Source organism: Methyloceanibacter sp., from assembly GCF_035650995.1.
Classification (GTDB): Bacteria; Pseudomonadota; Alphaproteobacteria; order Rhizobiales; family Methyloligellaceae; genus Methyloceanibacter.
In genome coordinates, this window is the sequence record NZ_DASRGO010000198.1 from 1 (window position 1) to 25,709 (window position 25,709).

Sequence of the window (25,709 nt, forward strand, 5' to 3'; positions counted from 1 at the left end):
CCTTGCGTTCCTCTGGGACAGAGGCGCACCGGGAATGCTTTTCTTCCGTTTGGGCGGTGCTTGAACCATGATCCAAGTCCATCCCCAATTGGAAGAGGGCGTCACTGGACATGGCGTCCTCCCTCCAACCAGCAGATGTGCAAGTACAAACGAGGCGCTATTTACACCCGCGTTCACGCGATGCAAGAGGTTTTTGCCTCTCTGAGGCAGAATGACACCGAAAAAGTTTCCAAGAGCCTTCCAGCGAATGCTCCGCGACGCGCCACATGCGCGAGCCGAGTGGCACTGAGCGACCGACGAGTGCCGAGCCAAGAAGCATGAGCGCAGACGAGCAGGACTTGATCAGGATCGTCGAGGCGCCTTACGGCTCGGACCTCTACCGGCAGTCGGTCCTCCTCCGCGAGGAGGTGCTCCGGATTCCGCTCGGGCTCACGCTGAGCGAGGAGGAGCTAAAGGACGATGTCCAACGCCGGCATTTCTGTGCGCTCTCCCACGGCGCCGTGGTGGGCTCGGTCTCGCTCAGGCCGCTCGACGCGAAGACCGTTCAGCTCCGCCAGATGGCGGTCGCCGAGGACCGGCGGCGGGAGAAGATCGGGGCCGAGCTGCTCAAGCGCGCCGAGGCGTTCGTGCGCAAGGAAGGCTTCAGGCGCATGGTGCTGAACGCGAGGCTCGGGGCCGAGGGCTTCTATGCGCGGTTCGGCTACGTTGCCTCCGGCGATCCCTTCGACGAAAAGACCATTCCCCATATCCGGATGAGCAAAGACTTGGCCTAGCGGCCGGGAAGGAGAGCGACGATGGACCTCAAGGTCGGAGACAAGGCGCCCGATTTCACGCTTCCGTCGGACGGAGGCGGAGATGTTTCCTTGCAGGCGCTCAGGGGAAAGACGGTCGTGCTCTACTTCTACCCCAAGGACGACACCTCAGGCTGTACGGCAGAGGCCTGCGCCTTCCGCGACGCCCTCCCCGACTTCGCCAAGGTCAAGGCGACGGTCATCGGCATCTCGCGCGATTCGGTCGCAAGTCATGACAGGTTCAAGACGAAGTACGGCCTTCCCTTCCCGCTCGCCTCCGACGAGGACGGCAAAGTGTGCGAGGCTTACGGCACCTGGGTGGAGAAGAGCATGTACGGCCGCAAATATATGGGGATCGAGCGGGCGACCTTCCTCATCGACGGCAATGGCGTCATCCGCGGCATCTGGCGCAAGGTGAAGGTGCCGGGACATGCGGCAGAGGTTCTGGAAGCGGCATCGGCCCTGGGCTAGCGCGGAGGAGGTCCACGATGAGAGGCATTGGGTTGGTCGTTGCGATCCTCGCAGGTCTCGTTGGGGCGCCGCTCGCGCTCGCCGAGGAGGGCTACGTGCCGGGGCTCGGCGACATCATGACCACGATCCAGATGCGCCACATCAAGCTCTGGTTTGCCGGGAAGTCCAAGAACTGGGAGCTTGCGAGCTACGAGCTCGAGCGGATCAGACAGAGCCTCGAGGACGCGGCCACCCTCTATTCGGGCATCCCCGCCGAATATGTCGGGGCGACCGTCGGCCCGATCCAGGACATCGACGCCGCGGTGAAGGACAAGAACGGCACGGAGTTCGTCAAGGCCTACGGCGCGCTCACCGGGGCCTGCAACGCCTGTCACCAAGCCATCGGCCGGGGCTTCATCGCCATCCAAACGCCAAGCGCTTCGCCCTTCACCGATCAGTCCTTCACGCCGCCGAAGCGGTGATGGACGGTCATCAAATCAGGGGAGGGCTTTTTGGGCTGTCGCGGGGCATTTGGTTCTGCCTCCTCCTCGTGCTTCTGACCACGATCGGAGCGGTCGGGGGCCCGCGCATCTACGCCACCGCGGTCGTCGGCTCGGGCTTCATGGCGCAGACCCTGTGCGAAGGGGTGTTCATATCGGGCCGTGAGCCGCAATCGCTGTTCGCCGAGGAGATGGCCGGCAAGGGCTACGAACTGCTCGTCTTCTTCCAGGCCGAGATCGACCGGGAGAAGAAGCAGGTCAGCGCCTCGGCGTTCGGCATCGGCGGTCAGACCGCGATCTTCCGTGAGGGCCTGGGCTGCACACTGCTCGATGGACGCTCGGAGTCCGATCTCGATGCGCAAGCCGCCGGACTTTTCCCTGCATCCGCCCCGGCGCATAGCGATGCCTCCTGGCCCGAGGGCGACAGGGTCGAGCTCGGCGCGCTGCCGGAGGGTATCGATGGGCAAGCGCTCAACCGGGCCATCGACGGCATCTTCGCCGAACCCGATCCTTCGCATCTGCGGCGCACGCGAGCCCTCGTTGTCGTGCATCGCAGTCGCATCGTGGCCGAGCGCTACGCGCCCGGCTTCACCGCCGCCATGCCGCTGATCGGTTGGTCGGTCGGCAAGGGGCTCACCAACGCACTGATCGGCCTTCGCGTGAAGGACGGCAGACTCGCGCTCTCCGACACCGGGCTGATGCCCGAGTGGCGCGGCAAGAACGACCCGCGCCGGGCCATCACCTTGGATCAGCTGATGCGGATGACGAGCGGACTCGCCTTCGACGAGAGCTACGGCGATACCGACAGCGACGTGGTGCGGATGCTGTTCGCGGAGGGCGACAAGGCGGCGTTCGCAGCGGACAAGCCGCTCCTCTTTCCGCCCGGCACGCATTTCGCCTATTCCAGCGGTACGACGACGATTCTGGCCGGCATCCTGCGCCAGACCTTTGCCGAAGAGACTGACTATCTCGCCTACCCGAGGCTCCGGCTATTCGACCCGCTCGGCATGAGAAGCGCGGTGCTCGAGCCCGATGCGTCAGGCACGTTTGCCGCGTCGTCCTTCTTCTTCGCCACGGCGCGGGACTTCGCGCGGCTCGGTCTCCTGTTCCTGCATGACGGCGTTTGGCAGGGCACGCGCATCCTGCCCGAGGGCTGGGTCGCATACAGCCTCACGCCCACTGCCATCTCGCCCGAGGCTGAGTACGGCGCGCATATGTGGCTGAAGCTTCCCGAATCGGCGGGAGGCGGAGAGCCGCCGATGCCGGGCGATGCTTATTACATGCTCGGTCACGACGAGCAGATCGTGGCCGTTGTGCCGTCGCGCGATCTCGTCATCGTGAGGATCGGGCTGACGCGCGAGGGCGGCGACTGGGACACGGCCCGGGAGCTTGCCCCGATCGTGGCCGCATTCCCGGCGGAAGGACCATGAACGAGGCGACCCCGGCCGCTTGGCGCAGGAAGGCGCGAAACGGCCGGGCCGGATTGCTAGGGCTGTTCGCCCTCAATGACTACTGTTGAGCCGGCGGCGGATTCTGGGCCGGCGGCGTCTCTGCGGGCGGCGTCTCAGGCGGCGTCGAGGGAGCGGCGGCCGGAGGCGTCGACTCCTCCTTTTTCTCGCCGCAGCTGTTGGCCGACAGGCCGACGAGCGCGATCGCGGCAATCGCTGTCGCGAAAAGAACTCTTCTCATGGTCATCTCCTCTTCTGGGCTCAGCTTCCGCCAGGCGCGAATGCGAGGCCTGCATCTTACGCGAAACTAAAGGCCTCTACCTCATCTACGAGGCTTGTGCACGCCCTTGATGACGATGTGCCGGGAACTATCCCCATGTGCATTAACTCTCCGCGGCGCAGTTTGGTTCGCTCACGCGACTTCGGCGTTGCTGCAAATGGGGTTTGACAGACGCATAACTATACGGTTATATGTTATGTTATGTCCTTGCAGCAAAACGATATTTTCTCGGCCCTGGCCGACCCGACACGGCGATCCCTGTTCGAGAGGCTGGCCCGCGAGGGCGAACTCACCGTCAGCGCGTTGACCGACAAGGCCGGCGTTTCGCAACCGGCCGTCTCGAAACATCTTGGCCAGCTCAAGCTCGCCGGCCTCGTCAAAGACCGGCGCGAGGGCAAGCAGACGCACTACCGCGTCGAGCCTAAGGGCCTCGCACCCCTGATCGACTGGATGAGCGTCTATGCCGCGTTCTGGCGCGACCGCTTCGACCAACTCGAAGATCTGCTGAAGAGGATGGAGCAATGAACGCAACGCAGGCCAAGGCGCTCTCGGTCGTTGTCGAACGCGAGCTTCCTCATCCGCCGGAGAAGGTCTGGCGCGCGCTCACTCAACCGCACCTGATCGAGGAATGGCTCATGAAGAACGACTTCGAACCGGCGGTGGGCCATCGCTTCAATCTGCGCGGAGACTGGGGCGGCACGGTGAACTGCGAGGTCCTCGAAGTCGTGCCCAACAGCACGCTGTCCTACACGTGGAATTTTGCGCATGAGGACGCGGCCTACAATTTGACGAGCGTGGTGACCTTCACGCTTACTCCCACGAGCGCGGGAACTTTGCTGCGCATGGAGCAGTCGGGGTTCAGGCCGGAGCAGAAGCAGGCCTATGGCGGCGCCAAGCAGGGATGGCGGCAGTTCTTTGCGAAGCTAGAACAGTTGTTGGCCGACCGGAGTGAGGGGCGCTGGCGCGGGCTGGGTTACCGTGTCTTGAGAGGGAGGTCCCATGAATTGGAACAACTGGGTTCGGCAGGTTCACCGCTGGCTGTCCGTCGCCTTTACGGCAACGGTAGCCGCCAACTTCGTCGCCATGGGACTGGGGGAGCCTCCCCTGTGGGTCGTCTACTCGCCGCTGCTCCCGCTGTTCCTGCTCATGTTCACCGGTCTGTACATGTTCGTGCTGCCTTACGCCGCCAAATGGCGTTGCATGCGAGGCGCAGTCGGACAGGGGTGAGCACAATGGCGACCAGACCCAAGACGGCCACGAGGGTTGCTAGGAAGAGCGCCTCGAAGGGGATCGCTGCGAAGCCCACCCTCCTCTCTGGCGGCAACCCGCAAATCCCGAAAGGCTCCGGCGACGGCCCCGTGCAGGCCTACATCGCGGCCATGCCGGGCTGGAAGCGCGAGCTCGGACGGCGCATCGATGAGATTATCGTCCGCTCAGTCCCCGGCGTGCGCAAGGCGGTCAAATGGAACTCGCCCTTCTACGGCGCCGGAGACGAAGGCCAAGGCTGGTTCCTGAGCTTTCATTGCTTCACGAACTACGTGAAGGTGGCCTTTTTCCGCGGAGCGTCGCTCAAACCTGTTCCACCCGGCGCATCCAAGCATAAGGACGTACGCTACCTGGACATCTACGAGGACAAACTCGACGAAGCGCAATTCGCGGATTGGGTGAAGCAGGCGAGCCAGTTGTCCGGGGAGAGAACGTGAGGGGACCCGTCTCGACCATTGAGCGCGGTTGGGGGGAAGCCGCCGACCACGAAATTGACACCAGGAGATCGATTACTGGCACGGTCGATGAGATGCGAAGCGTACCCAGAAGGACCAGCCATGCCCAATACCGTGCGACTGCACCGCGTTCTGGCCACGAAACCCGATAAAGTCTATCGCGCCTTCATCGAGGCCGACGCCTTGGCCAAATGGCTTCCGCCGAACGGCTTTACCTGCACGGTGCATCACCTCGATGCGAAGGCCGGCGGCAGCTTCAAGATGTCGTTCCGCAATTTCACCACGGGCCTAAGCCATTCGTTCGGCGGACAATATGTGGAGCTCGTGCCCGGCGAGCGCCTGCGCTACACGGATAAGTTCGACGATCCCAATTTGCCGGGCGAAATGCACGTGACAGTCGAACTCAAGCAGGTCTCCGTCGGCACCGAGATCAGCATCGTGCAGGACGGCATCCCCGACGCCATTCCCGTGGAAGCGTGCTACCTCGGCTGGCAGGAGTCGTTGCGAAATCTCGCGCGGCTGGTCGAGCCTGAGATCAATCAATAGAAGCGGCGTCGACATGAAGAAGAGTGGGACCGGCGCGAAGGAACGAACAGAACAAGACATTCCAGCTCGGCTGATCGATGCGAGAATCGAACAGCTCGGCGATTGGCGGGGCGAGACGCTTGCCCGGGTTCGAACTCTCATCAGAGAGGCCGATCCAGACGTGGTCGAAGACGTGAAATGGAGAAAGCCGTCGAACGCGATGCTGGGGGTTCCAGTTTGGGAGCACGACGGCATCATCTGCACCGGCGAGACCTACAAGGACAAGGTCAAGCTGACCTTCGCCAAGGGGGCCTCGCTCGAGGACCCTTCGCGCCTGTTCAACGCCAGCCTCGACGGCAACGTGCGGCGCGCTATCGATTTCCGTGAGGGCGACACAATCGACGAAAAGGCGTTGAAGGCGCTCGTTCGCGCCGCTGTGGCGCTGAACACTTCCAAGGCCTAAAGCTCTTCCATGGAGCGCCAGATCGCTAGGCTCCTTCGATCTCCTCGCGCAGAAGCTCGAGCCTGAGCCACTCCTCCTCGGCGGCGGCGAGTTCGGCTTGCGCCTTGGTCAGAGCGCTTCCGGCCGCGGTAAAGGCTTCGCGGTCGCGGCCATAGAGGTTCGGGTCGGCGAGCAGCTTCTCGAGCCTGGCAATCTCTGCCGCAAGGGCCGCGATCCGCGCCGACGACGTTTTCAAGACATGCTGCTCGGTGGGATTCAGGCGCTTTTTCGGCTGGGCCGTGCGCGGCTCGCGCAGCGGCGGTTTTGCGGCCCTTTTTGCCGCCTGCTTCTCGCGCTTCGGAGCGCCGAGGCCATGGCCGCGCTGCGCCACCATGTCGGAATAGCCTCCGGCATATTCGATCCACCGGCCGTCGCCTTCCGAGGCGATCACCGAGGTCACGGTGCGGTCGAGGAAATCGCGATCATGGCTTACGAGGATCAGCGTGCCTTGATATGACGCGAGCATCTCCTGCAACAGATCGAGCGTCTCGAGATCGAGATCATTGGTCGGCTCGTCGAGCACCATGAGGTTCGAGGGCTTGGCGAGCGCGCGGGCGAGCAGGAGCCGCCCGCGCTCGCCGCCGGAGAGCGACTTGACCGGGCTCTGCGCCTGCTCGGGCTTGAACAGGAAATCCTTCATGTAGCCGATGACGTGCCGCGGCTCGCCGTTGATGATGACTTGATCGCCGCGCCCGCCGGTCAGGGCGGCCGCGACCGAAGTTTCCGGATCGAGGCTCTCGCGCCGCTGGTCGAGGGTCGCAATCTCGAGATTGGTGCCGAGCTTGACCTGGCCTTCGTCGGGCGGAAGGGCGCCGATCAGCATGTTGACGAGAGTGGTCTTGCCCGCGCCGTTCGGGCCGACGATGCCGACCTTGTCGCCGCGCGCGATCTTGGTGCTGAAGTCGCGCACGACGCCCAAGCCGCCATAGTTCTTGGCGATGTGCCGCGCCTCGATCACCTTGCGGCCGGCCTCGCCGGCTTCTTGCAGAGTGAGCTTCACTTCCTGCGGCGTGGCCGCTGACTTCTCGCGCCGCCGTTGGTCGCGGAGCGCAGTCAGCGCATCGAGCCGGCGCACGTTGCGCTTCCGCCGCGCGCTCACCCCGTAGCGGAGCCAGTGCTCCTCCTGAACGATGCGCCGCTCGAGCTTGTGGCGCGCGGTCTCCTCTTCATCGAGGATCTGATCGCGCCACGGCTCGAAGGCGGCGAAACCCTTGTCGAGGCGCCGCGTCGCGCCGCGGTCGAGCCAGACCGTGGCTTGCGACAGGTTCTCGAGAAAGCGCCGGTCGTGGCTGATGATGACGATGGCCGAGCGCGAAGCCCTGAGCTGAGCTTCCAGGCTTTCGATGGCGGCGATATCGAGATGATTGGTGGGCTCATCGAGCAGGAGGATGTCCGGCTCGGGCGCAAGCACACGGGCGAGTGCTGCACGCCGGCTCTCGCCGCCAGAAAGTCGCGCGGGCTCCTCCTCGCCCGAGAGCCCGAGACTTTGCAGAAGATATCGCGCGCGGTTCGGATCGTCGCCGGGCGCAAGACCCGCGGCGACGAAGGCGCCGGTGGAGGCGAAGCCGGCAAAGTCAGGCTCCTGCGGCAGATAGCGGATGGTGGCCTGCGGCTGGACGAAGCGGCTGCCGCGGTCCGGCTCGACCAATCCTGCTGCGATCTTGAGCAGCGTCGACTTGCCCGAGCCGTTTCGCCCTACGAGGCAAAGCCGCTCGCCGGGCGAGATCGAAAGCTCGGCGCCGTCGAGCAGCGGCGCGCTGCCGAAGGTGAGATGGATGTCTTTGAGCAGGAGGAGAGGCGGGGCCATGGCTCGGTGATAGCGAGCCCGCGCCTGCGCCTCAACCGGCGATGTCGCGCTTCTTCTCGAGATACTCCTCGCGGCTGATTTCGCCGCGGGCATAGCGCTGCTCCAAGACGTCGAGGCCACCCGACCGGCGCTCACCGCCCGCAAGAGACTGCGACCGCGAAACCCACACCACAACGGCAATGATGACTGCGAGGATGAGGAGCCAGAAGATCAAGCCAAAGCCCATGCCTGCACCTCCCATCCCCCAACCGTGATCCCACATCGCTCGACTCCCGATAGGCTAACCCGCTTACCAGCATCAGAAGCCGAGGCGGCATGACCCCGCATTGATACGGGTCAAGCCGAGGCTCCCGGCAAGGCGCAAGCAGTCCCCCGCAGCTTATTTCGGCCACGGCATGATCGGCACCACGCTGATGGCGTTGGCCGGCGAGCCGTTGATCAGTTTCGAGCTGACGGCGAGATAGATGATCGTGTTCCGCTTCACGTCGGGGATGCGATAGATGCGCGTCCGCTTGAAGAAGATGCTGGTCTTCTCGGTGAAGGCCTCCTCCTTCGTGGGCAGCTTGGAAATGTCGGCGGTGATCGGGCCGAGCTGACGGCAGGACACTGAGAAGTTCGACGGATCCTCGTTGAGGCCGAAGGGCTGACCCCAGCCGCCCTTGCGCGCCTGCGAGATGAAGCAGGTGACGCCGGGCACTTCCGGATCGTCGAAGTCGCTGATGCAGACCTTGTCGTTCGGCGACAGCAGGTTGAAGGTCGTGCTGACGCAAGGGAAGTCGTCGGCCCGCGCCGCGCTCGAAGCCGCGCCCAGCACCGCAAGGAAGGCGCAAGCTGCCGCAACAATGGTCTTCATTCTTGTCTCCATGTCTTTCGCGCGGGCGCCAAGCCGCCGCGTTCGGTCAGCAAATATGGGGATTGCAACAAGGGAGTGGCGCACCGCCAGAGATGACTCCGACTGTTCAAAGCAGCGAAAAGCCAATTTGACTCCCTATACGCGTAAGGCTAGACTTACGTGTAAGTGATGACTTACGCAACGAATGCCTGGACGGCCCTGGCCGATCCGACCCGGCGGGCGATCTTTGAGCGGCTTGTCGAGCACCCAAGCGCGGTTGGCGAGCTGGCGCGCGAGCTGCCCGTCAGCCGGCCAGCGGTCTCGCAGCATCTGAAGGTGCTGAAGGATGCCGGTCTCGTCGTCGATAAACGAGCCGGCAAGCAGCGCATCTACCAGGTCGATCCCGACGGGCTGGCGGCGCTTCGGGCGGAACTCGACCGCTTCTGGACCAAGACGCTCACGGCCTACAAGACGGTCGTTGAGCAACCGACACAAGGAGAGCCGATGAGTATTCAAAGAGCAGAAACATCAGTGCGAAGGTCGATCGTCGTCGAGGCTCCGATCTCGCGCGCATTCAAGGTCTTCACCGAGGACTTCGGCAGCTTCAAGCCCGCCGAGCACAACTTGCTCAATGTCGAAATCGCCGAGACCGTGTTTGAGCCGAAGGTCGGCGGTTTTCTCTACGACCGCGGGGTCGACGGGAGCGTATGCCGCTGGGCGCGGGTGCTGGCCTATGAACCGCCCAACCGGGTGTTGCTGAGCTGGAACATCAGCCCGCAGTGGCAGATCGAGGACGACCCGCTGAAAACGAGCGAATGGGAGGTACGGTTCGTCCCCGAAACCCCGCAGCGCACGCGGGTCGAGATCGAGCACCGCCACCTCGACCGCCATGGCGAGGGCTGGCAAGGGGTCCGCGAGAGTGTGGGCTCCGATCAGGGTTGGCCGCTCTACCTGCAGCGCTACGCCGACCGTATAGCCAAGGATCGCTAAGGTCTCCACCTGTGGCCGGGGCGTTCGCACTATCGACGTCAACATCCGTCGAGCATCGCCCCGGCCATGGCGACATGTGCCCCTTTCCTGAGCGCGCCAGCGCCGGTTGACGCAATTCTCGATGCGACCCGGCTACTCGCCACCGCCCTGTCGCTTGGTGAGCGCGGGATTATTCTGAAAGCAGTAGGTCACGCCATTGATCGTCTTCTTGATCGGGCACTCGGCGTTACCAGTGTGCTTGCCCTGATCGGCATCGCTTGCGCCAGTTTGTGCATGATCGCCGGCCGAGGGCGTGGACTCTACTGCCGACACTGCTCCTGTCCACAGAGCGAACAGCACCACAAGAGTAAAAGTCCCCGCCGCAACCAGCATTCTCATCGGGCTCTCCATTGTTCGGAGCGGCCACCAAGCATTATTCGGAGCGGCCACCAAGCCGCCTTGCCTTGTGAGAATATAGTGATTGCAACAGGGATTGGCGCACCCGACAGGATTCGAACCTGTGACCTCTGCCTTCGGAGGGCAACGCTCTATCCAACTGAGCTACGGGTGCTTGCGCTTCCGGACCCTAAACTAAAGCCTCGCGATTAAGCAACGCTTCGGCGTTGGGCCGGAGGCAGAACTCAGAAATCAGAACCCAGAAATCAGAAGTCAATGGGCCTTCCCCCGGTTTCTGGCTTCCGATTTCTGGCTTCCGCCGACTGGCTTCCGACTTGCAACGCTCGCCTGAAGCGTCCCGCGGCGGGACGGCAGCAAGGGGCGGACCGTGCAGCTTAACCAAGATCGGGTGGCATTCGTCGATTACGGCAAGGGGTTCTGCATCGTCATGGTGGTGATGATGCATTCCGTGCTCGGCGTCGAACAGGCGGCAGGCGCGGCAAGCTTCATAGGGCCGGTCGTCGCGTTCGCCAAGCCGTTCCGCATGCCCGACTTCTTTATCATTTCGGGACTGTTTCTTGCGCGCGTGATCGACCGGAATTGGCGCGACTACCTCGACCGCAAGGTCATCCATTTCGCCTATTTCTATGCGCTTTGGGTCACCATCCAGTTCGCCTTCAAGGCTTATTCGTTCGCAGGCGAACTCGGCTGGGCCGGCGTGGCCAAAACCTACGCCTTCTCCTACATCGAGCCGTTCGGCACGCTGTGGTTCATCTACCTGCTGCCGATCTTCTTCGTAGTAACCAAGGCGCTCCGCAAGGTGCCGCCGGCCCCCATATGGGCGGCGGCGGCGCTGCTCCAGATCGCACAGATTCATACCGGCTCCACGGTGATCGACGAGTTCTCTGGCCGCTTCGTCTATTTCTATTCGGGTTATGTGCTCGCGCCTTACGTGTTCGCCTTCGCGGCGTGGGTCGAGGAGAGGAAGGCCGCCGCGATCCCTCTGCTCGTGCTTTGGGCGATCTTCGAAGGCGTGGTGGTGCTCAACGGCTATTCCGAACTCCCCATCGTCTCGCTCGGTCTCGGCTTTCTGGGCGCACTCGCCGTGGTGGCGCTTTCCGTGCTGCTCTCGACGACCGGCGCCGCCAAGCCGTTGCGCTATGCCGGGGAGCACTCGCTCATGGTCTACCTTGCCTTCTTCCTGCCGATGGCGGCGACGCGCACGGCACTTCTCAGATTCGCGCCCGATCTCGATCTTGGCATCGTCTCGCTCATCGTCACCGCGATCGCCGTGATTACGCCCCTTCTCTTTTTCGAGGCCGTGAAAGAGACAAAACTTGGCTTCCTGTTCCGACGCCCCGACTGGGCGCGGTTGCCGCCAGCGCAAACGCCTGTTGCGGGGCTCGGGCGTCAGGGTTCGCCTGCGCTCACGCTATCGAACTCATAGTCGGGCGATATTTCCGCCTCGAGGCCCACGCCGGCATCTTCAAGGCAGATGCTTTTGCCTCCCGCAATCCCCACATTGCTCGGGGTGAGACGGAGCGAAGCGTGCGCCAAGCCGCGGCTTGACGCTGGTTTGCATTGGCGTAGGTATGGGCCGAAAACGGCGTATCGGTGCGAGCGAGCCCGGAGAATGGTCATGGCCAAGAAAAAAATCATCGTGATCGGCGGCGGCTTCGGCGGCGTGTTCGCCGCCAAGGCGCTCGAGAAACGGGGCCGCGGCAAGCTCGACGTCGAGCTGGTCAACGCCAACAACTATTTCGTGTTCCAGCCGCTTCTGCCAGAGGTCGCGGCCTCGACCATCCACTCGGCCGACGCCGTCGTGCCCTTGCGGCAGCTGCTTCGCCGCGTGCAGATGCGTCAGGCGGAGGTGATGGGCATCGACTTCGCCGCCAAGAAGGTGATCGTGGTCCAGGGCACGCGGCGCATCCCGATCGACCTATATTACGACGAGCTCGTGATCGCGCTCGGCACCAGCGTCGACCTGAAGCGCTTTCCCGGCCTGCCGGAGCACGCGCTCACGATGAAAGACCTGGCCGACGCCCACCGACTCAGGACCCATGTCATCGGTTGCCTCGAGACGGCCGATGTGACCGACGATCCCGAGGTCAAGCAGCAGCTTCTCACCTTCATCACGGTGGGCGCGGGCTTCTCCGGCGTCGAGACCATCGCCGAGGTGCGCGAACTGGTCCGCCGCGCGCTCAAATACTACCCGAACATCAAGGAGGACGAGGTCCGCTTCTACCTCATCGAGTATGCGCCGCGCATCCTGCCGACGTTCCCGGCCGACCTCGCCGCTTACGCGACACGGCGGCTCGAAATGCACGGCATCCGGGTGCTCACCGGCGTCGGCACCAAATCGGCGACGGGTTCAGCGGTCGAGCTGACCGACGGGCGCATCCTCCCGACCTCGACCATCGTCGCCACCATCGGCAACGGCCCGCACCCTCTCGTCGCCTCGCTCGGCCTCGACATGAAGTGGGCGCGCATCAAGACCGACCGCTTCATGCGCGTGCCGGGCCAAGACGGCGTCTGGGCGCTCGGCGACGCGGCGCTCATACCGCTCGTCGACGACCCTGACGACGACCCGCTGCTCTATGCCACGCAGACCGCGCAATTCGCCGTGCGTGAGGGCCGGCAGCTTGCCGCCAACATCGTTGCCAAGCTCGACGGCAAGGAGCTCAAGCCGTTCGCCTACACCTCAAAGGGTTCGCTCGCCTCGCTCGGCATGAGCAAGGCGGTCGCCGACGTCTATGGCGTGAAGCTCTCGGGCACCCTCGCCTGGCTCCTCTGGCGCGGGTTCTACCTCTCCTTCCTGCCGGGCTTCACCGCCAAGCTGAGGGTCGGCCTCAATTGGCTGGTCAACAGCGTCATGCCGCCGAACATCGTGCAGATCCAGTCGACGCCGCCGGCCACCCGCTACATCCACTACCGCAAAGGCGATCGCGTGTTCGAGCCGGGCATGCTGATCGACGGCTTCTATACCGTGGTCAGAGGCTCCTTCCAGCTCACCATCGACAACCCCGAGACCGGCGAGCATTTCGCCAAGCTGTTCCGCCAGGGCGACCATTTCGGCGAGCGGGTGCTGCTCAAATCGGCGCTTCGGACCGGCCTCGTCGTGGCGCTCGAGGATTCCGTCGTGCTGTTCATCGCGCAGAAGGACTTCACGCGCTTCGCCCGGGCCTTCCCCATCCTCGACACCTATTTCAAGGACTATATCGAGAAGACCTTCGGCGGCCCGGAGAAGGCATTTGCCGCAGGCAGCGTCAACCACAAGCACGAACTCGAGACTTTGCCTTAGGCATTATTCCAGTCGTCATGGCCGGGCTTGTCCCGCCCGCGCGGGCCGAAGCTCAACAGGGGGCCGCGCCAGCCGCTGCTTCAGCGGGCGAAGGCCCGGCCATCCACGATTCTTGCCGGGTGTCCTAAGACGTGGCTGCCCGGCACACGGCCGGGCATGACGGGCTACGGTGGATGAGCGTCCGAAGCCACTCCCTTGCGAGCCGCGCAGTCCCTATATTGCGACCATCATGGCAACAGCAAAAGAGAACAGCCCCGCCGGCAAGCCGGTGGCGAAGGGCGACCATGTCTATCTGATCGACGGATCGGGCTACATCTTCCGCGCCTATCACGCGCTGCCCCCGCTGACGCGACCCTCCGATGGGCTCCCCGTCGGCGCAGTGCACGGCTTCTGCGCCATGCTGTGGAAGCTGTTGCGCGAGTCGGGCGAGCTTGCCCCGCCCACGCACATCGCCGTCGTGTTCGACTATGCGGCCAAGACCTTCCGCAGCGACCTGTTCGACGGCTACAAGGCCAACCGCCCGGAGCCTCCCGGCGACCTCATTCCGCAATTCCCGCTCGTGCGCGACGCCGTGCGCGCTTTCAACGTCGCCTGCGTCGAGCAGGAGGGCTACGAGGCCGACGACCTGATCGCGACCTATGCGCGGGAGGCGCTCGAAGCCGGCGCCGACGTGACCATCGTGTCGTCAGACAAGGATCTGATGCAGATCATCCAACCCGGCGTGATCATGTACGACACGATGAAGAACAAGGCCATCGGCGAGGCCGAAGTGATCGAGCGCTTCGGCGTGCCGCCGACGAAGGTGGTCGAAGTGCAGGCGCTGATCGGCGATTCGTCGGACAACGTGCCGGGCGTCCCCGGCATCGGTGTGAAGACGGCGGCACTCCTCATCAACGAGTTCGGCGATCTCGAGACGCTGCTTGCCCGCGCCTCCGAGATCAAGCAGGACAAGCGGCGCGAAAACCTCATCCAGTTCGCCGACCAGGCGCGCCTCTCCAAGGCCCTTGTCATCCTCGACGCGCATGTGCCGCTCGATGTGCCGCTCGCGGAGACCGCCGTGCGTCAGCCCGACGCCGAGGCGCTGACGAGCTTCATGCGCAAGCTCGAATTCACGCAGCTGCTCCGCCGCGTGGCCGAGGGACTCGGCGCGCCGCTGCCGGAGGGCATGACGCCGTCTCCTCCGCCGCAGCGCAAGAAGAAGAGCGACTACGACCATCCCTTGCGGCGGAGCCCGCGCGGCGATTTCGTCGCCGAGCGGCCGGCGGCCGAGCCGGCCAGGCCTGGAGCAAGCTCGCCGGCGCAGCTTGCCGTCATGCGGGCGGCGAAGCTCGAGACGATGCCCTTCGACCGCGCCAACTACGAGACCGTCACCCGGGCGCTTCGCCTTGCCGAGCTTCTGGCGGAGGCGCGCTATCTCGGCCGTTTCGCCTTCCGCGTTAAGGTCAATTCATCCGATCCGATGCGGGGCGAGCTCGCGGGCGTGGCGCTCGCCGTGCGGCCCGGCCACGCCGCCTACGTGCCGCTCGGCCACCGCGCCGGCGACGGCCTCGATCTTGCCGGCGATACGCTCACCCAGATCCCGATGCGCGAGGCGCTCGACCTGCTCAAGCCGATCCTTGAAGACGAAAGCGTGCTCAAGATCGTGCAGAACGCGAAGTTCGACATGGTGGCGCTTGCGCGCTACGGCATCGCGCTCGAGGCGGTCGACGATCCCTGCCTCATGTCCTACGCGCTCGATGCGGGCCGCGCCGAGCACCTGCCCGAGCAGCTCGCGGGGCGCCTGTTGAGCCACACCTGCCTCACCGAGAAGGAGGTCATGGGCACGGGCCGGAACTCGGTCGGCATGGACCGCGTGGCGATTGCCCGCGCCACCGAATTCGCCGGCGAAGAGACCGATATCGGGCTCAGGCTGTGGATGGTGCTCAAGCCCAGGCTTGCGGCAGAGTCGGTGACCACGGTGTACGAGACGCTCGAGCGGCCGCTTGCGCGCGTGCTCGCCGACATGGAGCGCGCCGGCGTCAAGGTCGAGCGGGCGACGCTCGCCTCGCTCTCGGGCTCCTTCGCCCAGACCATCGCGCGGCTGGAGGACGAGATCAGGGCGCTTGCCGGCGAGGACTTCAACATCGGCTCGCCGAAGCAGCTCGGCGAAATTCTGTTCGACAAGATGAGCCTGCCCGGCGGCCGCCGCACCAAGACCGGCGCCTGGAGCACGGACGCCGCGGCGCTCGAAGAGCTTGCGGCGGAGGGCCACGAGCTGCCGCGGAAGGTTCTCGACTGGCGGCTCCTTGCCAAGCTCAAGAGCACCTATACCGACGCGATTCCGGCCTATATCCATCCCGAGACGGGCCGCGTGCACACGACCTACGCGCTCGCCGCAAGCACCACGGGGCGGCTCGCTTCGATCGAGCCCAATCTCCAGAACATCCCCGTCCGCACGGCCGAGGGCCGCGCCATCCGCAAGGCCTTCGTGGCCGAGAAGGGCAAGAAGCTGATCTCGGCCGACTACAGCCAGATCGAGCTCAGAGTTCTCGCGCATATGGCCGAGACGCCAACGCTCAGACAGGCGTTCGCCGACGGGCTCGATATCCACGCCATGACCGCGAGCGAGATGTTCGGCGTGCCGATCGAGGGCATGGACCCGGCGATCCGCCGTCGCGCCAAGGCGATCAATTTCGGCATCGTGTACGGCATCTCCTCGGTGGGACTTGCGGCCCAGCTCGGCATCGGGCGGAGCGAGGCCGGCGCCTATATCAAGACCTATTTCGAGCGCTTCCCCGGCATTCGCGACTACATGGAGGCAATGAAGGCGGAGGCGCGCCGCCAGGGCTACGTCAAGACGCTGTTCGGGCGGAAGGTGCATTACCCCGAGATCAACACCAAGAACCCGAGCTTGCGCGGCAACTACGAGCGCGCGGCGATCAATGCCCCGATTCAGGGGAGCGCCGCCGACATCATCCGCCGCGCCATGATCAGGATGGTCCCTGCTTTGGAGGAGGCGGGACTATCGGCGCGCATGCTGCTCCAGGTGCACGACGAGCTGGTGTTCGAGGCGCCTGAGGAAGAGGTCGAGAAGACCATGGAGGTCGCGCGCCACGTCATGGAAAAGGCGCCCGAGCCCGCGCTGAAACTGAAAGTGCCGCTCAAGGTCGATGCGCGCTCAGGCGACAACTGGGAAGCCGCGCATTAGGCGGCCGCGACAGCCGCGGGCATGACCAAGAAATGGGGAACGAGTGTAGTTTCCCAGTTGTTGGGTTGGCGCGTGGAAGCGTCGAGGAGAACTGACATGGGCAAATGCGCGCAATGCGGCAATGACTATGACAAGAGTTTCGAGGTCACCATGGGCGGGCGCACCCTGACCTTCGACTCGTTCGAGTGCGCGATCCAGATGCTCGCGCCGGTCTGCCCGAACTGCGGCAACCGCATCATCGGCCACGGCGTGCAGCATGGCGATACGATCTTCTGCTGCGTCCATTGCGCCAAGCATGAAGGCGTGAAGGGCCTGGTCGACCGCGACTGAACCGCCACCAGTGCGGGCAGACGCTCCTGGCGGCGGAACATTACCAAAGGTTGGGTTGTCGCGGGCGGAAGCGGTGAAGCAGAATGGCGCTCCCTCATCTTGCAGCAGGTCTCCCATGCAACGCTTCCTCGCCTCGCTCGCCCTTTTTCTCATAGCTGTCTTGCCGATCGGTCCGGCGCTCGCCGTGCCGGCGCCGATGTCGGACGCCGACCTCCTCGCCAAGAGCGACCTCGTCGCACTGGTCAAGGTGATCTCCGTCACGTGCCTCTCCGTGTCGAAGGACGAGCGCACCGGCGAGCCCTTGCGCAACTACAGCGCCAACGTCGAGCTGATCGAGGTGATCAAGGGCGACGAGCCGAAGGGCACCGACGTCAATGTGACCTTCCACGACCTGCCCAAACAGATCGTGGGGCCGTGGAGCGTGTTCTACTATCCGGGCGAGATGGTGTGGACGCACCTCGTCAAAGACGGCGACGCCTATACCACGACGTGGTGGAACGGACGCGGCGAGGTCGTGCACAAAGCAGTCATCACCGACCTCCCTACCAAGCCCGGCGAAACGGTTGCGATCCCGCGCGTCCGCACCGAGCAGCCGTCTAACGACTAGGAAGCTGCGACCCCGTCGAGCCAGGCGTTGAATAGTTTGCGGCTCGCGTCGTTGGCAGCCGGCGCGTAGCGCGCGGTCTCGGCGCGGAGCTGCGCGAGATCGACCTTGGAGTTGGCAAGCTCGAGGGTGTGCCCGATCAGCCATTTCTCGAGGTCGCGTTGAGGCAGCTCGACATGGAACTGGAGCGCGAGCACATTGGGCCCGTAGGTGAAGGCCTGGTTCGGCGTGATCGCGGTCGAAGCAAGACGCGTCGCGCCTTGCGGCAGGTCGAAGGTGTCGCCATGCCAGTTCAGCACGGGCACGCCTTCGATGACGCCGAGCGGAGAGGCCTTGCCTTCCTTGGTCAACGTCATCTCGTCCCAGCCGAGTTCCTTCTGCTTCCCCGGATAGACACGCGCGGCGAGCACGGCGGCGAGCGCCTGGCAGCCGAGGCAAATGCCGATCACCGGTACGTTGTTCTTCACCGCGGCCTCGATGACGGCAAGCTCGCCCTTGATGAAGGGATAGCGGTCGATCTCGTAGATGCCGATCGGGCCGCCGAGCACGACGAGGAGATCGGCGTTCTTGGCGGGGCTCAGATCGTCGACGCCAGCCTCGAGATAGGCGAGGTCGATGCCGCGATTTTCGAGCACGCCCTCGAGCGTGCCGGCATCCTCGAAGGCCACGTGACGGATGGCGATGGCGTTCTTCATGCGCGCCCCCTTCAGTCTTCAGACAGGCCTCGATCATGCCCGCTCAAGCGGCGGCAAATTGACAATGAGCGACGCCCGATTGACGTTTTGCGACGCGTCTGAAGCAAGGTCAAACGACGAAAGCGACGCCTTGGCGGCGGGGATCGCCCGCGCCTTCCATTGCCCCCTTGGGACGGGCGCGCGCGGCGTGCACGCCGCCGAAGAAGAGATTCTTTTCCGGCCAGGCATGGGCGCGGTCGCCAAGCGCGAGCAGGCCCCGCGCCTCGCGTTCGGAAAAGCCGGGCTCGAAGCTCGTCTTGCCGTCGCGCTCGACGTGGAGGCGCGGCCGCTCGACCGCCTCCTCGAGGCTTAACCCGCGATCGAGCAGATTGACGGCGACCTGGAGGATCGCGCTCCTGATGCGGTTCGAGCCGCCGGTGCCGAGCGCGGTCACTGTGCCGTCCGTCTCGAGGATGATCGTCGGCGCCATCATCGAGGAGAGCCGGATGCCTTCGCGCCAGTCGCCGAGCTTGCCGCTCGTCAAATCCTCCTCGCCCAGCATGTTGTTCAGCATGAAGCCGAACTTGCCGAGGACGTGGCCGTTCCCCTCGCCGTTGGAGAGGCTGACGGCGGCGGCGTTCCCCTCCCCGTCGATCACGCTGATGTGCGTCGTGCCGCGATAGGCGGCGGGGTGGCGCGCGGCGTGCTCGAGCTCCTTGGCGAGATGACCCGCGGCGAGCCGCGAGGCAAGCGCCTCGCCATGCGCCGCGCGCGCCTCGTTGATTGCTTCCATGCAGGCGCAAAGGGCCTCGGCATCGATGGCGCGTCCGTGGCCCGCGAGCAACTCGAGAAAGCCGAGCCCAAAGGCGATCAGCGCTCCGCTTGCAGCCGGAGGCGGATTGAGGGCGACGGTCGCGCCGGCGTGATGCCAATAAAGCGGCTCCCGCCAGGAGACGCGGTAGCGCGCAAGGTCATCATGGGTGAGATAGCCGCCCTGGTCGCGCGATTGCGCGACGATGGCCTGACCCACGTCGCCGTCGACGAAGAGCCGCGCGCCGTCCTCGGCAAGCCATTCGAGCGTCTCGGCAAGCTGCTCGTTGCGGAAGGTGGCGCCGGCCTTCATCAGCTCACCGCCGGGCGCAAAGATCGCGGCCACGCCGGGACTCGCGGTCAGGATCGGGGCGATGACGGTGAAGAGATAGGCCTGGAACTCGGTGAGGGGAAAGCCGGCGCGTGCGACGCGGACCGCCGGCTCGACCAGCCGCTTCATCGGCAACTGGCACAGCGCCTCGTGCATTGCGAAGAGCCCGGGCACGACGCCCGGCGTCGCGCTCGCGCCGAGCCCGATGTGGAACTCCTGCCTGGCGGGACCGAAATCGGCGTGAATCGGATAGAAGGAGACTTCGCTTTCCGGGCGCCGCTTGAGCGGCGTCTCGGCGAAGAAGTCGAGCAAGTTGGCATCGTCGCGTCCTGCGCGGCGCGCCATGAGGAAGCCGCCGCCGCCCGGCGAGGCGAACACCGCCTCGGCGACGAAGGTCATGAAGGCTGCAGCGAGGCCTGCGTCGAAGGCGTTGCCGCCGTCCTCGAGAATTTCCGCGGCCGCGCGGGCGGTCAGCTCATGCCCGGCAGCGACGACGCCATTGCCCTTTGCCATAGGACTTAACTCTCCGCAGTCCTCGTCATGCCCGGCCTTCTGCCTGGCATCCACGATTTTTTCGTGGGGGCCGCAAAAACGTGAATGGCCGGGGCAAGCCCGGCCATGACGTAGGCGTTCAAGAAAAGGTTGGCCAGCTCAACCGAGGCGCTTTTCGAGAGCGGAGAGCTCGTCGCTCAGAGCTTTAGGGAGCTTGGCGCCGAAGGTGGCGAAATGCTCCTTGATGAGCGGCAGCTCGGCCTTCCAGCCATCCTTGTCGACGCTCGTCAACTCTTTGAGGTCGCCGGGCGCGATTTTCAATCCGCTGACATCGAGAGAACCGTTAGCCGGCAATCTGCCGATCTCGGTATCGACCGCTTTCGCCGTGCCGTCGCAGCGCTCGAAGATCCACTTCAGCACGCGGCTGTTCTCGCCATAGCCCGGCCACATGAACTTGCCGTCGCCGTTCTTGCGGAACCAGTTCACATAGAAGATCTTCGGCATCTTGGCGCCGCCCTTCTCGCCCATCTTCAGCCAGTGGGCGAAATAGTCGCCCATGTGGTAGCCGCAGAAGGGCAGCATGGCCATCGGGTCGCGGCGGAGATCGCCGATCTTGCCCGCGGCGGCGGCCGTCTTCTCGGATGCCATGATCGAACCCAGGAACGTGCCGTGCTGCCAGTTCAGCGCCTCGACGACGAGGGGAACGACGGTGGCGCGGCGTCCGCCGAACAGAATGGCGTCGATCGGCACGCCTTTCGGGTCTTCCCATTCCGGCGCAATCACCGGGCACTGCTTGGCGGGCGCGGTGAAGCGCGCATTCGGATGAGCGGCCGGACGACCGGACTTCGGAGTCCATGAGCGGCGCATCCAGTCGGTCGTGTGCTCGGGCGGTGTGCTCATCTGCTCCCACCACACGTCACCGTCGTCGGTCAGGGCGACGTTGGAGTAGATGCAGTTGGCGTAGAGCGTCTCCATGGCGTTGAAGTTCGACTCGGTCGAGGTGCCGGGCGCCACGCCGAAGAAGCCGGTCTCAGGGTTGATGGCGTAGAGCCTGCCGTCGGCGCCGAACTTCATCCAGCAAATGTCGTCGCCGATGGTCTCGGCCTTCCAGCCCGGCACGGTCGGCACCAGCATCGCGAGATTGGTCTTGCCGCAGGCCGACGGGAAGGCCGCCGCCATGTATTTCGACTTTCCTTGCGGATTGGTGAGCTTGAGGATGAGCATGTGCTCGGCCATCCAGCCCTCGTCGCGCGCCTTGACGCTCGCGATACGGAGCGCATGACACTTCTTGCCAAGCAGCGCATTGCCGCCATAGCCCGAACCGTAGGACCAGATCTCGCGCGTCTCGGGGAAATGGGAGATGTACTTCGTCTTGTTGCACGGCCAAGGCACGTCGGCGGTGGTCGGCGTCGGCAAGGGATAGCCGACGGTGTGCATGCCGCGCACGAAGTCTTCCGAGTTGCCGAGCGCCTTCCACACGGCATCGCCGACGCGGGTCATGATGTGCATGTTGGCGACGGCGTAAGCACTATCGGTCACCATCACGCCGATGCCCGCGATGGGCGAGCCGATCGGGCCCATCGAATAAGGCAGCACATACATGGTGCGGCCGGCCATGGCGCCGTCATAGAGCTTGCGAAGAGTCGTCTTCATCTCGTCCGGATCGAACCAGTTGTTGGTCGGTCCGGCGTCGTCCTTCGACTTCGAGCAGATGTAGGTCTGGTCCTCGACGCGGGCCACGTCGGCAGGGTCCGAGCGCACCAGGATCGAGTTCGGCCGCTTCTCCGGGTTGAGCCACATGGCCGTGCCGGCGTCCACCAGCGTCTTCAGGAGGTGCTGGTATTCGGTATGCGAACCGTCGCACCAATAAACCGCTTCCGGCTTGAACAGCGCCTTAGCCTCCTCGACGAATTCGAGGACCTTCTTGTTGGTCGTCTTTGGAGTGTCGTGCCTGCTGGTCGCGGCGGCTTCAGGCGTAATCTTCGGCTGTACGCTCATGCGGCATCATCCTCGGACGTAAAGGTTGGCTTGGCGGCTAGAAGGCCGCCCCTTGCTAGCACCGAAGCTGCAAAGCTTTCAAGGCACGGAGGCGGGCCCAAAGGCCAGCCCCGGCTACCAGACGCGGTTGATCTTGGCCGGAGCCATGGGCGTCCCGGCCTTGCAGGCGAAGGCTTGACGGAACGGCGGCATGTTCATCACCACGCCGTTGACCCGATACTTGCCCGGCGCGTGTTCGTCGGTCTTGGCGTCCTCCTTGGCCGACTCCTCCGTTTGGTTCTCGCACCAGCCTTGCGCGTAACTGAGGAAGAAGCGCTGGGCCGGCGAATAGCCCAAGCCATCCTTGCCGCCTTTCGCTGCGGGAGTGGCGAGGAAGGCCGCGTAAGCGAGCCAAAGACCGCCATTGTCGGCCACGTTCTCGCCGAGGGTGAGGTCGCCGTCGACCATCACGTCCTTGCCGCGGCGTGAGGGGTCTCTGACGGCGACGAAGCGGCCATATTCGCGGACGAAGCCCTGCGCGCGGGCCTCGAAGGCCTTTGCGTCCTTGGCGGTCCACCAATCCCTCAGGTTTCCATGCGTGTCGTAGTGCCGGCCCTCATCGTCGAAGGCATGCGTCAGCTCGTGGCCGATGAAGGAGCCGAGAGCCCCGTAGTTGACGGCGTCGTCGGCGGCAGGATCGAAGTTCGGCAGCTGAAGCGCTCCGGCGGGAAAGGTGATGTCGACAGCCTGGTCGTCATAGAAGGAATCGTTGGTGGGGACGGTCGTGGTCCACTCGGTGCGATCGAAGGGCTTGCCGATCTTCGCCATGTCGCGGCTGAAGGCGAACTCGGCGGCGCGCTCGGCATTGCCGAGGGCATCGCCGCGCACAATCTCGAGCGCCTTATATTCCGGCCAGACATCGGGATGGCCTATTTTCTCTGCCACGTTGGCGAGCTTCTCGAGAGCGCGCGCCTTGGTCGCGGCGCTCATCCAATCGAGCGACTCGATATCGGCGCGCATCGCTCGCTCGATGGCATGCACCATGGCGAGAACGCGCTTCTTCGTCGCATCGCTGAATTCGCGCTCGACATAGGCCTGCCCCAGCGCACCGCCAAGCTGATTGTCGACAGAATCGACACAGTGTTTCCAGCGCGCCGTCATTTGCGCCTGGCCGTCGAGCTTCTTGCCGAAGAACGCGAAATCTTCGTCGCGCAACGCCTTAGGCGCCATCGAGACGAACGCATCGATGTAGGACCAGCGCAGATAGGACTGCCAATCCTTCACGGGCAGCGATCTGAGCGGGCGTTCGATCCCCTTGAAAAAGCCGGGGTCGGCGACATCAACGAAGCGAATTGAGGGCGCGCCCGCTTCGCCGAAATAGGTCTTCCAGTCGAACGACGGTGCAAGGGCCATGAGGGCCTCGAGCCTCATCTTGTGATGCACGTCCCGAGGCTCGCGCCGGTCCACCGCACCCATCGCCACTCGCGCGAGCGCCGTCTCGATGCGCATCACGGCAGCCGCCTCGGCCTTGGCCTTGGAGGCGTTGTCGCCGAGCAGACGAAACATGCGGGTCAGGTGGACGCGATAGGCTGCACGCTCGCTTGTGAACGCATCAGTGAGATAATAGTCGCGATCGGGAAGAGAGAATCCGTCCTGATCGGCCATGGCGATTCTCATGCGCGTGTCGGTGTAGTCGGGCGTCGAGGCGAAGAAGAACAAGGGGCTTGCGCCGATGCGGTGAAGATGGGCGATGGCCGCGGCGAGATCCGACCTCGACTTGATCGCCGCGATTCGCGCAAGGTCCGGCGCAAACGGCTTGAGCCCCTTTGCCTCGATGGTCGCCTCGTCCATGCAAGCGGCGTAATAGTCGCCGAGCTTGCGGCGGGCGTTCGTCTTGGTGCCCTGGCCGGCGGCCGCCTCCTCGAGGATTAGGGCAAGCACCGCGGTAATGTGCTCATCGAGATCGCTGTAGCGCCACCAGCTCGATTGTTCGGGCGGGACCGGGTTCGCCTTGAGCCACGCGCCACACGCGTATCGGTAGAAATCGACGCACGGCTCGACGCCGCGGTCGATCGCCGACGGGTCGAAGGCCGGGGGAAGCTTCTTCTTCAGGATGTCTTCGAAGGTTTCGGCTTGAGAAGCGCCCGCGAGCAGCACCAAGCCTAACAGGAGGGTCAGACCTCGTCGCATGCGGCTACTGGCGTCCCGCGCGCGCTTCGATCGCCAGCCTCACGAGTTCCTTGCGCGCCTCGGCCGGAGTCATCACCGGCTCGGCGAACAGGATGCGCCGGGCCGCGCCGTCGAGCGCGATGTCCGCGCCCTCGGGGTCGATGCCGGTCATGCGCCAATGACCCGGCTCGCCTTCGGCGAGCGCGGTGGCGTAAAGCTCGATCGCGTCGGCATGCTCCTCGTTCATGTGCTCGATAATCTCTTGCTCGGCCTCGATCAGGCTTGCCGCCTGGTTGAGATCAAGCAGGAGTTCGCCGGGGGTGAGTTCGAAGATGCGGCCGAAGCCGCCTATGTAGTGGGCCCCCTCGACCGCAAGGCGGAAAAAGGCGAAGTCGGGGAATTCGGCGTAGAAGGCAGCCTCGGGGTGGCGGGCCAAGAACCGCCGCCTCACCCCCTCGTCGGCCGTTCGCTCGACCCTGCCGTAGATCGTGACCCTGGCGCCCTGGAGAGGGTCAGCGAGAGCCCCCGTCTCATCGACCATGATGGAGGCGCGGGGGTCCTTGGCGAGATTTCCGGTGTGCCGGGCGAGGTTCGAGATGAGGAGGGTAGGCGAGCCCGCGGCATCGGTCGCAAGGGTTACGAGCGAGGCGTAGGGAACGCCCGTTTTGGCGTCGAGGGTCGCCAGCGAGCCCTTGAAGGCCCGCCGAATCAGCGCCCTTGCCGCGCTCGCCACCTCTTCGCGCGAGGGCATTGGTTGAGACTTATTTGCTTGCGCCATAACGATATTTGTTGCATTGCGGTAAAAGACGGGTAGCGAGATGCGCCCCAATGCTGCCATAATTGACGCAGCCCCTGAACCCTTAACACCCCTAAACCATCAATCGCCGCAAGGGCCCCCCACAATGCCAACAATCGCACTTGTCGACGACGATCGTAACATTCTCACCTCCTTGCGCATGGTGCTCGAGGCGGAGGGCTATAAGACGCAGACCTATAACGACGGCGCAAGCGCGCTCGACGGCTTTGCCGAGAGCCCGCCCGACCTCGCCATCCTCGACATCAAGATGCCGCGCATGGACGGCATGGAGCTCCTAAGGAGGCTCCGCCAGCGAAGCGAGCTGCCGGTGATCTTCCTCACCTCCAAAGACGAGGAGATCGACGAACTGTTCGGCCTCAAGATGGGCGCCGACGACTTCATCCGCAAACCCTTCCCGCAGCGGCTTCTGGTCGAGCGCGTCAAGGCGGTGCTCAGGCGCGCCCAGCCTCGCGACGGCACGGCGCCGGTGGTCGAGGACAAGTCGAAGGTGCTCGAGCGCGGCAAGCTCAAGATGGACCCCGAGCGCCATACCTGCGTGTGGGACAACCGGCCGGTGACCCTGACTGTCACCGAGTTCCTCATCCTGCAAGCGCTTGCCTCCCGGCCCGGCGTGGTGAAAAGCCGCGACGCCTTGATGGACGCCGCCTATGATGATCAGGTCTATGTCGACGACCGCACCATCGACAGCCACATCAAACGTCTGCGCAAAAAGTTCAAAGCGGTCGATTCGAGCTTCGATGTGATCGAGACGCTCTATGGCGTGGGCTACCGGTTCAAAGAGTGACAGGTCTGACCG

Annotated in this window: 25 protein-coding genes, 1 tRNA gene and 2 pseudogenes; 17 read left to right on the top strand and 11 right to left on the bottom strand. The window is 64.5% G+C overall.

Features of this window, described 5'->3' with window-relative positions; translation table 11 throughout:
* Positions 1–317: 317 nt before the first annotated feature.
* Genes VFB18_RS14805 through VFB18_RS14820 form a run of 4 tightly spaced genes read left to right on the top strand, consistent with a single transcriptional unit; the run spans position 318 to position 3,171 of the window.
* A complete protein-coding gene (locus VFB18_RS14805; RefSeq protein ID WP_324976989.1) occupies positions 318–773 on the top strand; it encodes a GNAT family N-acetyltransferase in 456 nt (151 codons plus the stop codon).
* A 21-nt stretch (positions 774–794) separates the two neighbouring features.
* Positions 795–1,262 carry a thioredoxin-dependent thiol peroxidase gene (gene bcp, locus VFB18_RS14810; protein ID WP_324976991.1) on the top strand — a complete coding sequence of 156 codons (468 nt, stop codon included), beginning with the start codon at positions 795–797 and terminating at the stop codon, positions 1,260–1,262.
* A gap of 17 nt (positions 1,263–1,279) precedes the next feature.
* The gene (locus tag VFB18_RS14815; protein WP_324976993.1) at positions 1,280–1,723 is read left to right on the top strand and encodes a hypothetical protein; all 444 of its coding nucleotides are present in this window, start codon (positions 1,280–1,282) and stop codon (positions 1,721–1,723) included.
* Entirely contained in the window at positions 1,723–3,171 is a 1,449-nt protein-coding gene (locus VFB18_RS14820) for a serine hydrolase (protein WP_324976995.1), read from the top strand. The genes VFB18_RS14815 and VFB18_RS14820 overlap by 1 nt, the downstream gene beginning before the upstream one ends.
* A 79-nt stretch (positions 3,172–3,250) precedes the next feature.
* On the opposite strand, the gene VFB18_RS14825 is transcribed toward VFB18_RS14820, so the two are convergent.
* On the bottom strand, positions 3,251–3,430 hold the full coding sequence (locus VFB18_RS14825) for a hypothetical protein (protein WP_324976998.1): 180 nt from the start codon (positions 3,428–3,430) through the stop codon (positions 3,251–3,253).
* 240 nt (positions 3,431–3,670) lie between these two features.
* Here VFB18_RS14825 and VFB18_RS14830 point away from each other — a divergent pair, with 240 nt between their 5' ends.
* The 6 genes and pseudogenes from VFB18_RS14830 (at position 3,671) to VFB18_RS14855 (ending at position 6,178) form a co-directional block, all read left to right on the top strand.
* On the top strand, positions 3,671–3,994 hold the full coding sequence (locus VFB18_RS14830; RefSeq protein ID WP_324977001.1) for a metalloregulator ArsR/SmtB family transcription factor: 324 nt from the start codon (positions 3,671–3,673) through the stop codon (positions 3,992–3,994).
* A pseudogene (locus tag VFB18_RS14835) lies at positions 3,991–4,410 on the top strand (SRPBCC family protein); the annotation flags it as partial. The gene VFB18_RS14830 and the pseudogene VFB18_RS14835, both read left to right, overlap by 4 nt.
* A 58-nt stretch (positions 4,411–4,468) precedes the next feature.
* A complete protein-coding gene (locus VFB18_RS14840; RefSeq protein WP_324977088.1) occupies positions 4,469–4,696 on the top strand; it encodes a hypothetical protein in 228 nt (75 codons plus the stop codon).
* Positions 4,697–4,701: 5 nt separating this feature from the next.
* A complete protein-coding gene (locus tag VFB18_RS14845; RefSeq protein WP_324977091.1) occupies positions 4,702–5,172 on the top strand; it encodes a DUF1801 domain-containing protein in 471 nt (156 codons plus the stop codon).
* Positions 5,173–5,292: 120 nt separating this feature from the next.
* The gene (locus VFB18_RS14850; RefSeq protein WP_324977004.1) at positions 5,293–5,736 is read left to right on the top strand and encodes an SRPBCC family protein; all 444 of its coding nucleotides are present in this window, start codon (positions 5,293–5,295) and stop codon (positions 5,734–5,736) included.
* Positions 5,737–5,749: 13 nt separating this feature from the next.
* Complete coding sequence (locus tag VFB18_RS14855; RefSeq protein ID WP_324977007.1) at positions 5,750–6,178, top strand: DUF1801 domain-containing protein; 429 nt, start codon at positions 5,750–5,752, stop codon at positions 6,176–6,178.
* A gap of 25 nt (positions 6,179–6,203) precedes the next feature.
* Here the strand turns inward: VFB18_RS14855 and VFB18_RS14860 are convergent, their stop codons facing one another.
* From VFB18_RS14860 to VFB18_RS14870, 3 genes are all read right to left on the bottom strand, one after another.
* Positions 6,204–8,024 carry an ABC-F family ATP-binding cassette domain-containing protein gene (locus VFB18_RS14860; protein ID WP_324977010.1) on the bottom strand — a complete coding sequence of 607 codons (1,821 nt, stop codon included), beginning with the start codon at positions 8,022–8,024 and terminating at the stop codon, positions 6,204–6,206.
* A 31-nt stretch (positions 8,025–8,055) separates the two neighbouring features.
* Positions 8,056–8,250: an SHOCT domain-containing protein gene (locus VFB18_RS14865; protein WP_324977013.1), complete on the bottom strand. Its 195-nt coding sequence runs from the start codon at positions 8,248–8,250 to the stop codon at positions 8,056–8,058.
* Positions 8,251–8,403: 153 nt separating this feature from the next.
* Positions 8,404–8,877, bottom strand: a complete 474-nt coding sequence (locus tag VFB18_RS14870; protein ID WP_324977016.1) for a CreA family protein — start codon at positions 8,875–8,877, stop codon at positions 8,404–8,406.
* A 168-nt stretch (positions 8,878–9,045) separates the two neighbouring features.
* Between VFB18_RS14870 and VFB18_RS14875 the strand changes: the two are divergent.
* Positions 9,046–9,339 (top strand): annotated as a pseudogene (locus VFB18_RS14875) (ArsR/SmtB family transcription factor); the annotation flags it as partial.
* Between the two features lie 639 nt (positions 9,340–9,978).
* On the opposite strand, the gene VFB18_RS14880 reads toward VFB18_RS14875, so the two are convergent.
* Positions 9,979–10,224: a hypothetical protein gene (locus VFB18_RS14880; RefSeq protein WP_324977018.1), complete on the bottom strand. Its 246-nt coding sequence runs from the start codon at positions 10,222–10,224 to the stop codon at positions 9,979–9,981.
* Between the two features lie 95 nt (positions 10,225–10,319).
* Positions 10,320–10,396: transfer RNA gene (locus tag VFB18_RS14885), tRNA-Arg, on the bottom strand.
* Between the two features lie 213 nt (positions 10,397–10,609).
* On the opposite strand from VFB18_RS14885, the gene VFB18_RS14890 reads away from it, so the two are divergent.
* The 5 genes from VFB18_RS14890 to VFB18_RS14910 all read left to right on the top strand — a co-directional run bounded on the left by VFB18_RS14890 (position 10,610) and on the right by VFB18_RS14910 (position 17,646).
* Positions 10,610–11,668 carry an acyltransferase family protein gene (locus tag VFB18_RS14890; RefSeq protein ID WP_324977020.1) on the top strand — a complete coding sequence of 353 codons (1,059 nt, stop codon included), beginning with the start codon at positions 10,610–10,612 and terminating at the stop codon, positions 11,666–11,668.
* Between the two features lie 192 nt (positions 11,669–11,860).
* Positions 11,861–13,522, top strand: a complete 1,662-nt coding sequence (locus tag VFB18_RS14895) for an FAD-dependent oxidoreductase (protein ID WP_324977022.1) — start codon at positions 11,861–11,863, stop codon at positions 13,520–13,522.
* 229 nt (positions 13,523–13,751) lie between these two features.
* Positions 13,752–16,709, top strand: a complete 2,958-nt coding sequence (polA, locus tag VFB18_RS14900) for a DNA polymerase I (protein WP_324977024.1) — start codon at positions 13,752–13,754, stop codon at positions 16,707–16,709.
* Between the two features lie 96 nt (positions 16,710–16,805).
* Positions 16,806–17,039 (top strand): hypothetical protein, encoded by a 234-nt coding sequence (locus VFB18_RS14905; protein WP_324977026.1) that lies wholly within the window; start codon positions 16,806–16,808, stop codon positions 17,037–17,039.
* Positions 17,040–17,154: 115 nt separating this feature from the next.
* Entirely contained in the window at positions 17,155–17,646 is a 492-nt protein-coding gene (locus VFB18_RS14910; RefSeq protein ID WP_324977028.1) for a hypothetical protein, read from the top strand.
* Here the strand turns inward: VFB18_RS14910 and VFB18_RS14915 are convergent.
* The 5 genes from VFB18_RS14915 to VFB18_RS14935 all read right to left on the bottom strand — a co-directional run bounded on the left by VFB18_RS14915 (position 17,643) and on the right by VFB18_RS14935 (position 24,847).
* Entirely contained in the window at positions 17,643–18,338 is a 696-nt protein-coding gene (locus VFB18_RS14915; protein ID WP_324977031.1) for a glutamine amidotransferase, read from the bottom strand. The genes VFB18_RS14910 and VFB18_RS14915 overlap by 4 nt on opposite strands.
* A 109-nt stretch (positions 18,339–18,447) precedes the next feature.
* Positions 18,448–19,971, bottom strand: a complete 1,524-nt coding sequence (locus VFB18_RS14920) for a gamma-glutamyltransferase family protein (protein ID WP_324977034.1) — start codon at positions 19,969–19,971, stop codon at positions 18,448–18,450.
* Between the two features lie 138 nt (positions 19,972–20,109).
* The gene (locus tag VFB18_RS14925) at positions 20,110–21,948 is read right to left on the bottom strand and encodes a phosphoenolpyruvate carboxykinase (GTP) (RefSeq protein ID WP_324977037.1); all 1,839 of its coding nucleotides are present in this window, start codon (positions 21,946–21,948) and stop codon (positions 20,110–20,112) included.
* Positions 21,949–22,062: 114 nt separating this feature from the next.
* On the bottom strand, positions 22,063–24,117 hold the full coding sequence (locus VFB18_RS14930) for a M13 family metallopeptidase (RefSeq protein WP_324977040.1): 2,055 nt from the start codon (positions 24,115–24,117) through the stop codon (positions 22,063–22,065).
* A gap of 4 nt (positions 24,118–24,121) precedes the next feature.
* Positions 24,122–24,847, bottom strand: a complete 726-nt coding sequence (locus tag VFB18_RS14935) for a HugZ family protein (RefSeq protein WP_324977043.1) — start codon at positions 24,845–24,847, stop codon at positions 24,122–24,124.
* A 151-nt stretch (positions 24,848–24,998) separates the two neighbouring features.
* On the opposite strand from VFB18_RS14935, the gene VFB18_RS14940 reads away from it, so the two are divergent.
* Positions 24,999–25,697, top strand: coding sequence for a response regulator transcription factor (locus VFB18_RS14940; RefSeq protein ID WP_324977046.1), 699 nt, complete (start codon positions 24,999–25,001; stop codon positions 25,695–25,697).
* The last annotated feature ends 12 nt before the right edge of the window (positions 25,698–25,709 follow it).

Excerpts from the sequence above, each read along its gene's own strand:
- VFB18_RS14910 (WP_324977028.1), top strand. The coding sequence starts at position 17,155 with ATGCAACGCTTCCTCGCCTCGCTCGCCCTTTTTCTCATAGCTGTCTTG.
- polA (WP_324977024.1), top strand. The coding sequence starts at position 13,752 with ATGGCAACAGCAAAAGAGAACAGCCCCGCCGGCAAGCCGGTGGCGAAG.
- bcp (WP_324976991.1), top strand. The coding sequence starts at position 795 with ATGGACCTCAAGGTCGGAGACAAGGCGCCCGATTTCACGCTTCCGTCG.
- VFB18_RS14840 (WP_324977088.1), top strand. The coding sequence starts at position 4,469 with ATGAATTGGAACAACTGGGTTCGGCAGGTTCACCGCTGGCTGTCCGTC.
- VFB18_RS14915 (WP_324977031.1), bottom strand. The coding sequence starts at position 18,338 with ATGAAGAACGCCATCGCCATCCGTCACGTGGCCTTCGAGGATGCCGGC.
- VFB18_RS14865 (WP_324977013.1), bottom strand. The coding sequence starts at position 8,250 with ATGGGCTTTGGCTTGATCTTCTGGCTCCTCATCCTCGCAGTCATCATT.
- VFB18_RS14930 (WP_324977040.1), bottom strand. The coding sequence starts at position 24,117 with ATGCGACGAGGTCTGACCCTCCTGTTAGGCTTGGTGCTGCTCGCGGGC.
- VFB18_RS14805 (WP_324976989.1), top strand. The coding sequence starts at position 318 with ATGAGCGCAGACGAGCAGGACTTGATCAGGATCGTCGAGGCGCCTTAC.
- VFB18_RS14880 (WP_324977018.1), bottom strand. The coding sequence starts at position 10,224 with ATGAGAATGCTGGTTGCGGCGGGGACTTTTACTCTTGTGGTGCTGTTC.
- VFB18_RS14855 (WP_324977007.1), top strand. The coding sequence starts at position 5,750 with ATGAAGAAGAGTGGGACCGGCGCGAAGGAACGAACAGAACAAGACATT.
- VFB18_RS14870 (WP_324977016.1), bottom strand. The coding sequence starts at position 8,877 with ATGAAGACCATTGTTGCGGCAGCTTGCGCCTTCCTTGCGGTGCTGGGC.
- VFB18_RS14815 (WP_324976993.1), top strand. The coding sequence starts at position 1,280 with ATGAGAGGCATTGGGTTGGTCGTTGCGATCCTCGCAGGTCTCGTTGGG.
- VFB18_RS14820 (WP_324976995.1), top strand. The coding sequence starts at position 1,723 with ATGGACGGTCATCAAATCAGGGGAGGGCTTTTTGGGCTGTCGCGGGGC.
- VFB18_RS14850 (WP_324977004.1), top strand. The coding sequence starts at position 5,293 with ATGCCCAATACCGTGCGACTGCACCGCGTTCTGGCCACGAAACCCGAT.
- VFB18_RS14860 (WP_324977010.1), bottom strand. The coding sequence starts at position 8,024 with ATGGCCCCGCCTCTCCTCCTGCTCAAAGACATCCATCTCACCTTCGGC.
- VFB18_RS14940 (WP_324977046.1), top strand. The coding sequence starts at position 24,999 with ATGCCAACAATCGCACTTGTCGACGACGATCGTAACATTCTCACCTCC.
- VFB18_RS14905 (WP_324977026.1), top strand. The coding sequence starts at position 16,806 with ATGGGCAAATGCGCGCAATGCGGCAATGACTATGACAAGAGTTTCGAG.
- VFB18_RS14920 (WP_324977034.1), bottom strand. The coding sequence starts at position 19,971 with ATGGCAAAGGGCAATGGCGTCGTCGCTGCCGGGCATGAGCTGACCGCC.
- VFB18_RS14895 (WP_324977022.1), top strand. The coding sequence starts at position 11,861 with ATGGCCAAGAAAAAAATCATCGTGATCGGCGGCGGCTTCGGCGGCGTG.
- VFB18_RS14830 (WP_324977001.1), top strand. The coding sequence starts at position 3,671 with ATGTCCTTGCAGCAAAACGATATTTTCTCGGCCCTGGCCGACCCGACA.
- VFB18_RS14925 (WP_324977037.1), bottom strand. The coding sequence starts at position 21,948 with ATGAGCGTACAGCCGAAGATTACGCCTGAAGCCGCCGCGACCAGCAGG.
- VFB18_RS14825 (WP_324976998.1), bottom strand. The coding sequence starts at position 3,430 with ATGAGAAGAGTTCTTTTCGCGACAGCGATTGCCGCGATCGCGCTCGTC.
- VFB18_RS14935 (WP_324977043.1), bottom strand. The coding sequence starts at position 24,847 with ATGCCCTCGCGCGAAGAGGTGGCGAGCGCGGCAAGGGCGCTGATTCGG.
- VFB18_RS14845 (WP_324977091.1), top strand. The coding sequence starts at position 4,702 with ATGGCGACCAGACCCAAGACGGCCACGAGGGTTGCTAGGAAGAGCGCC.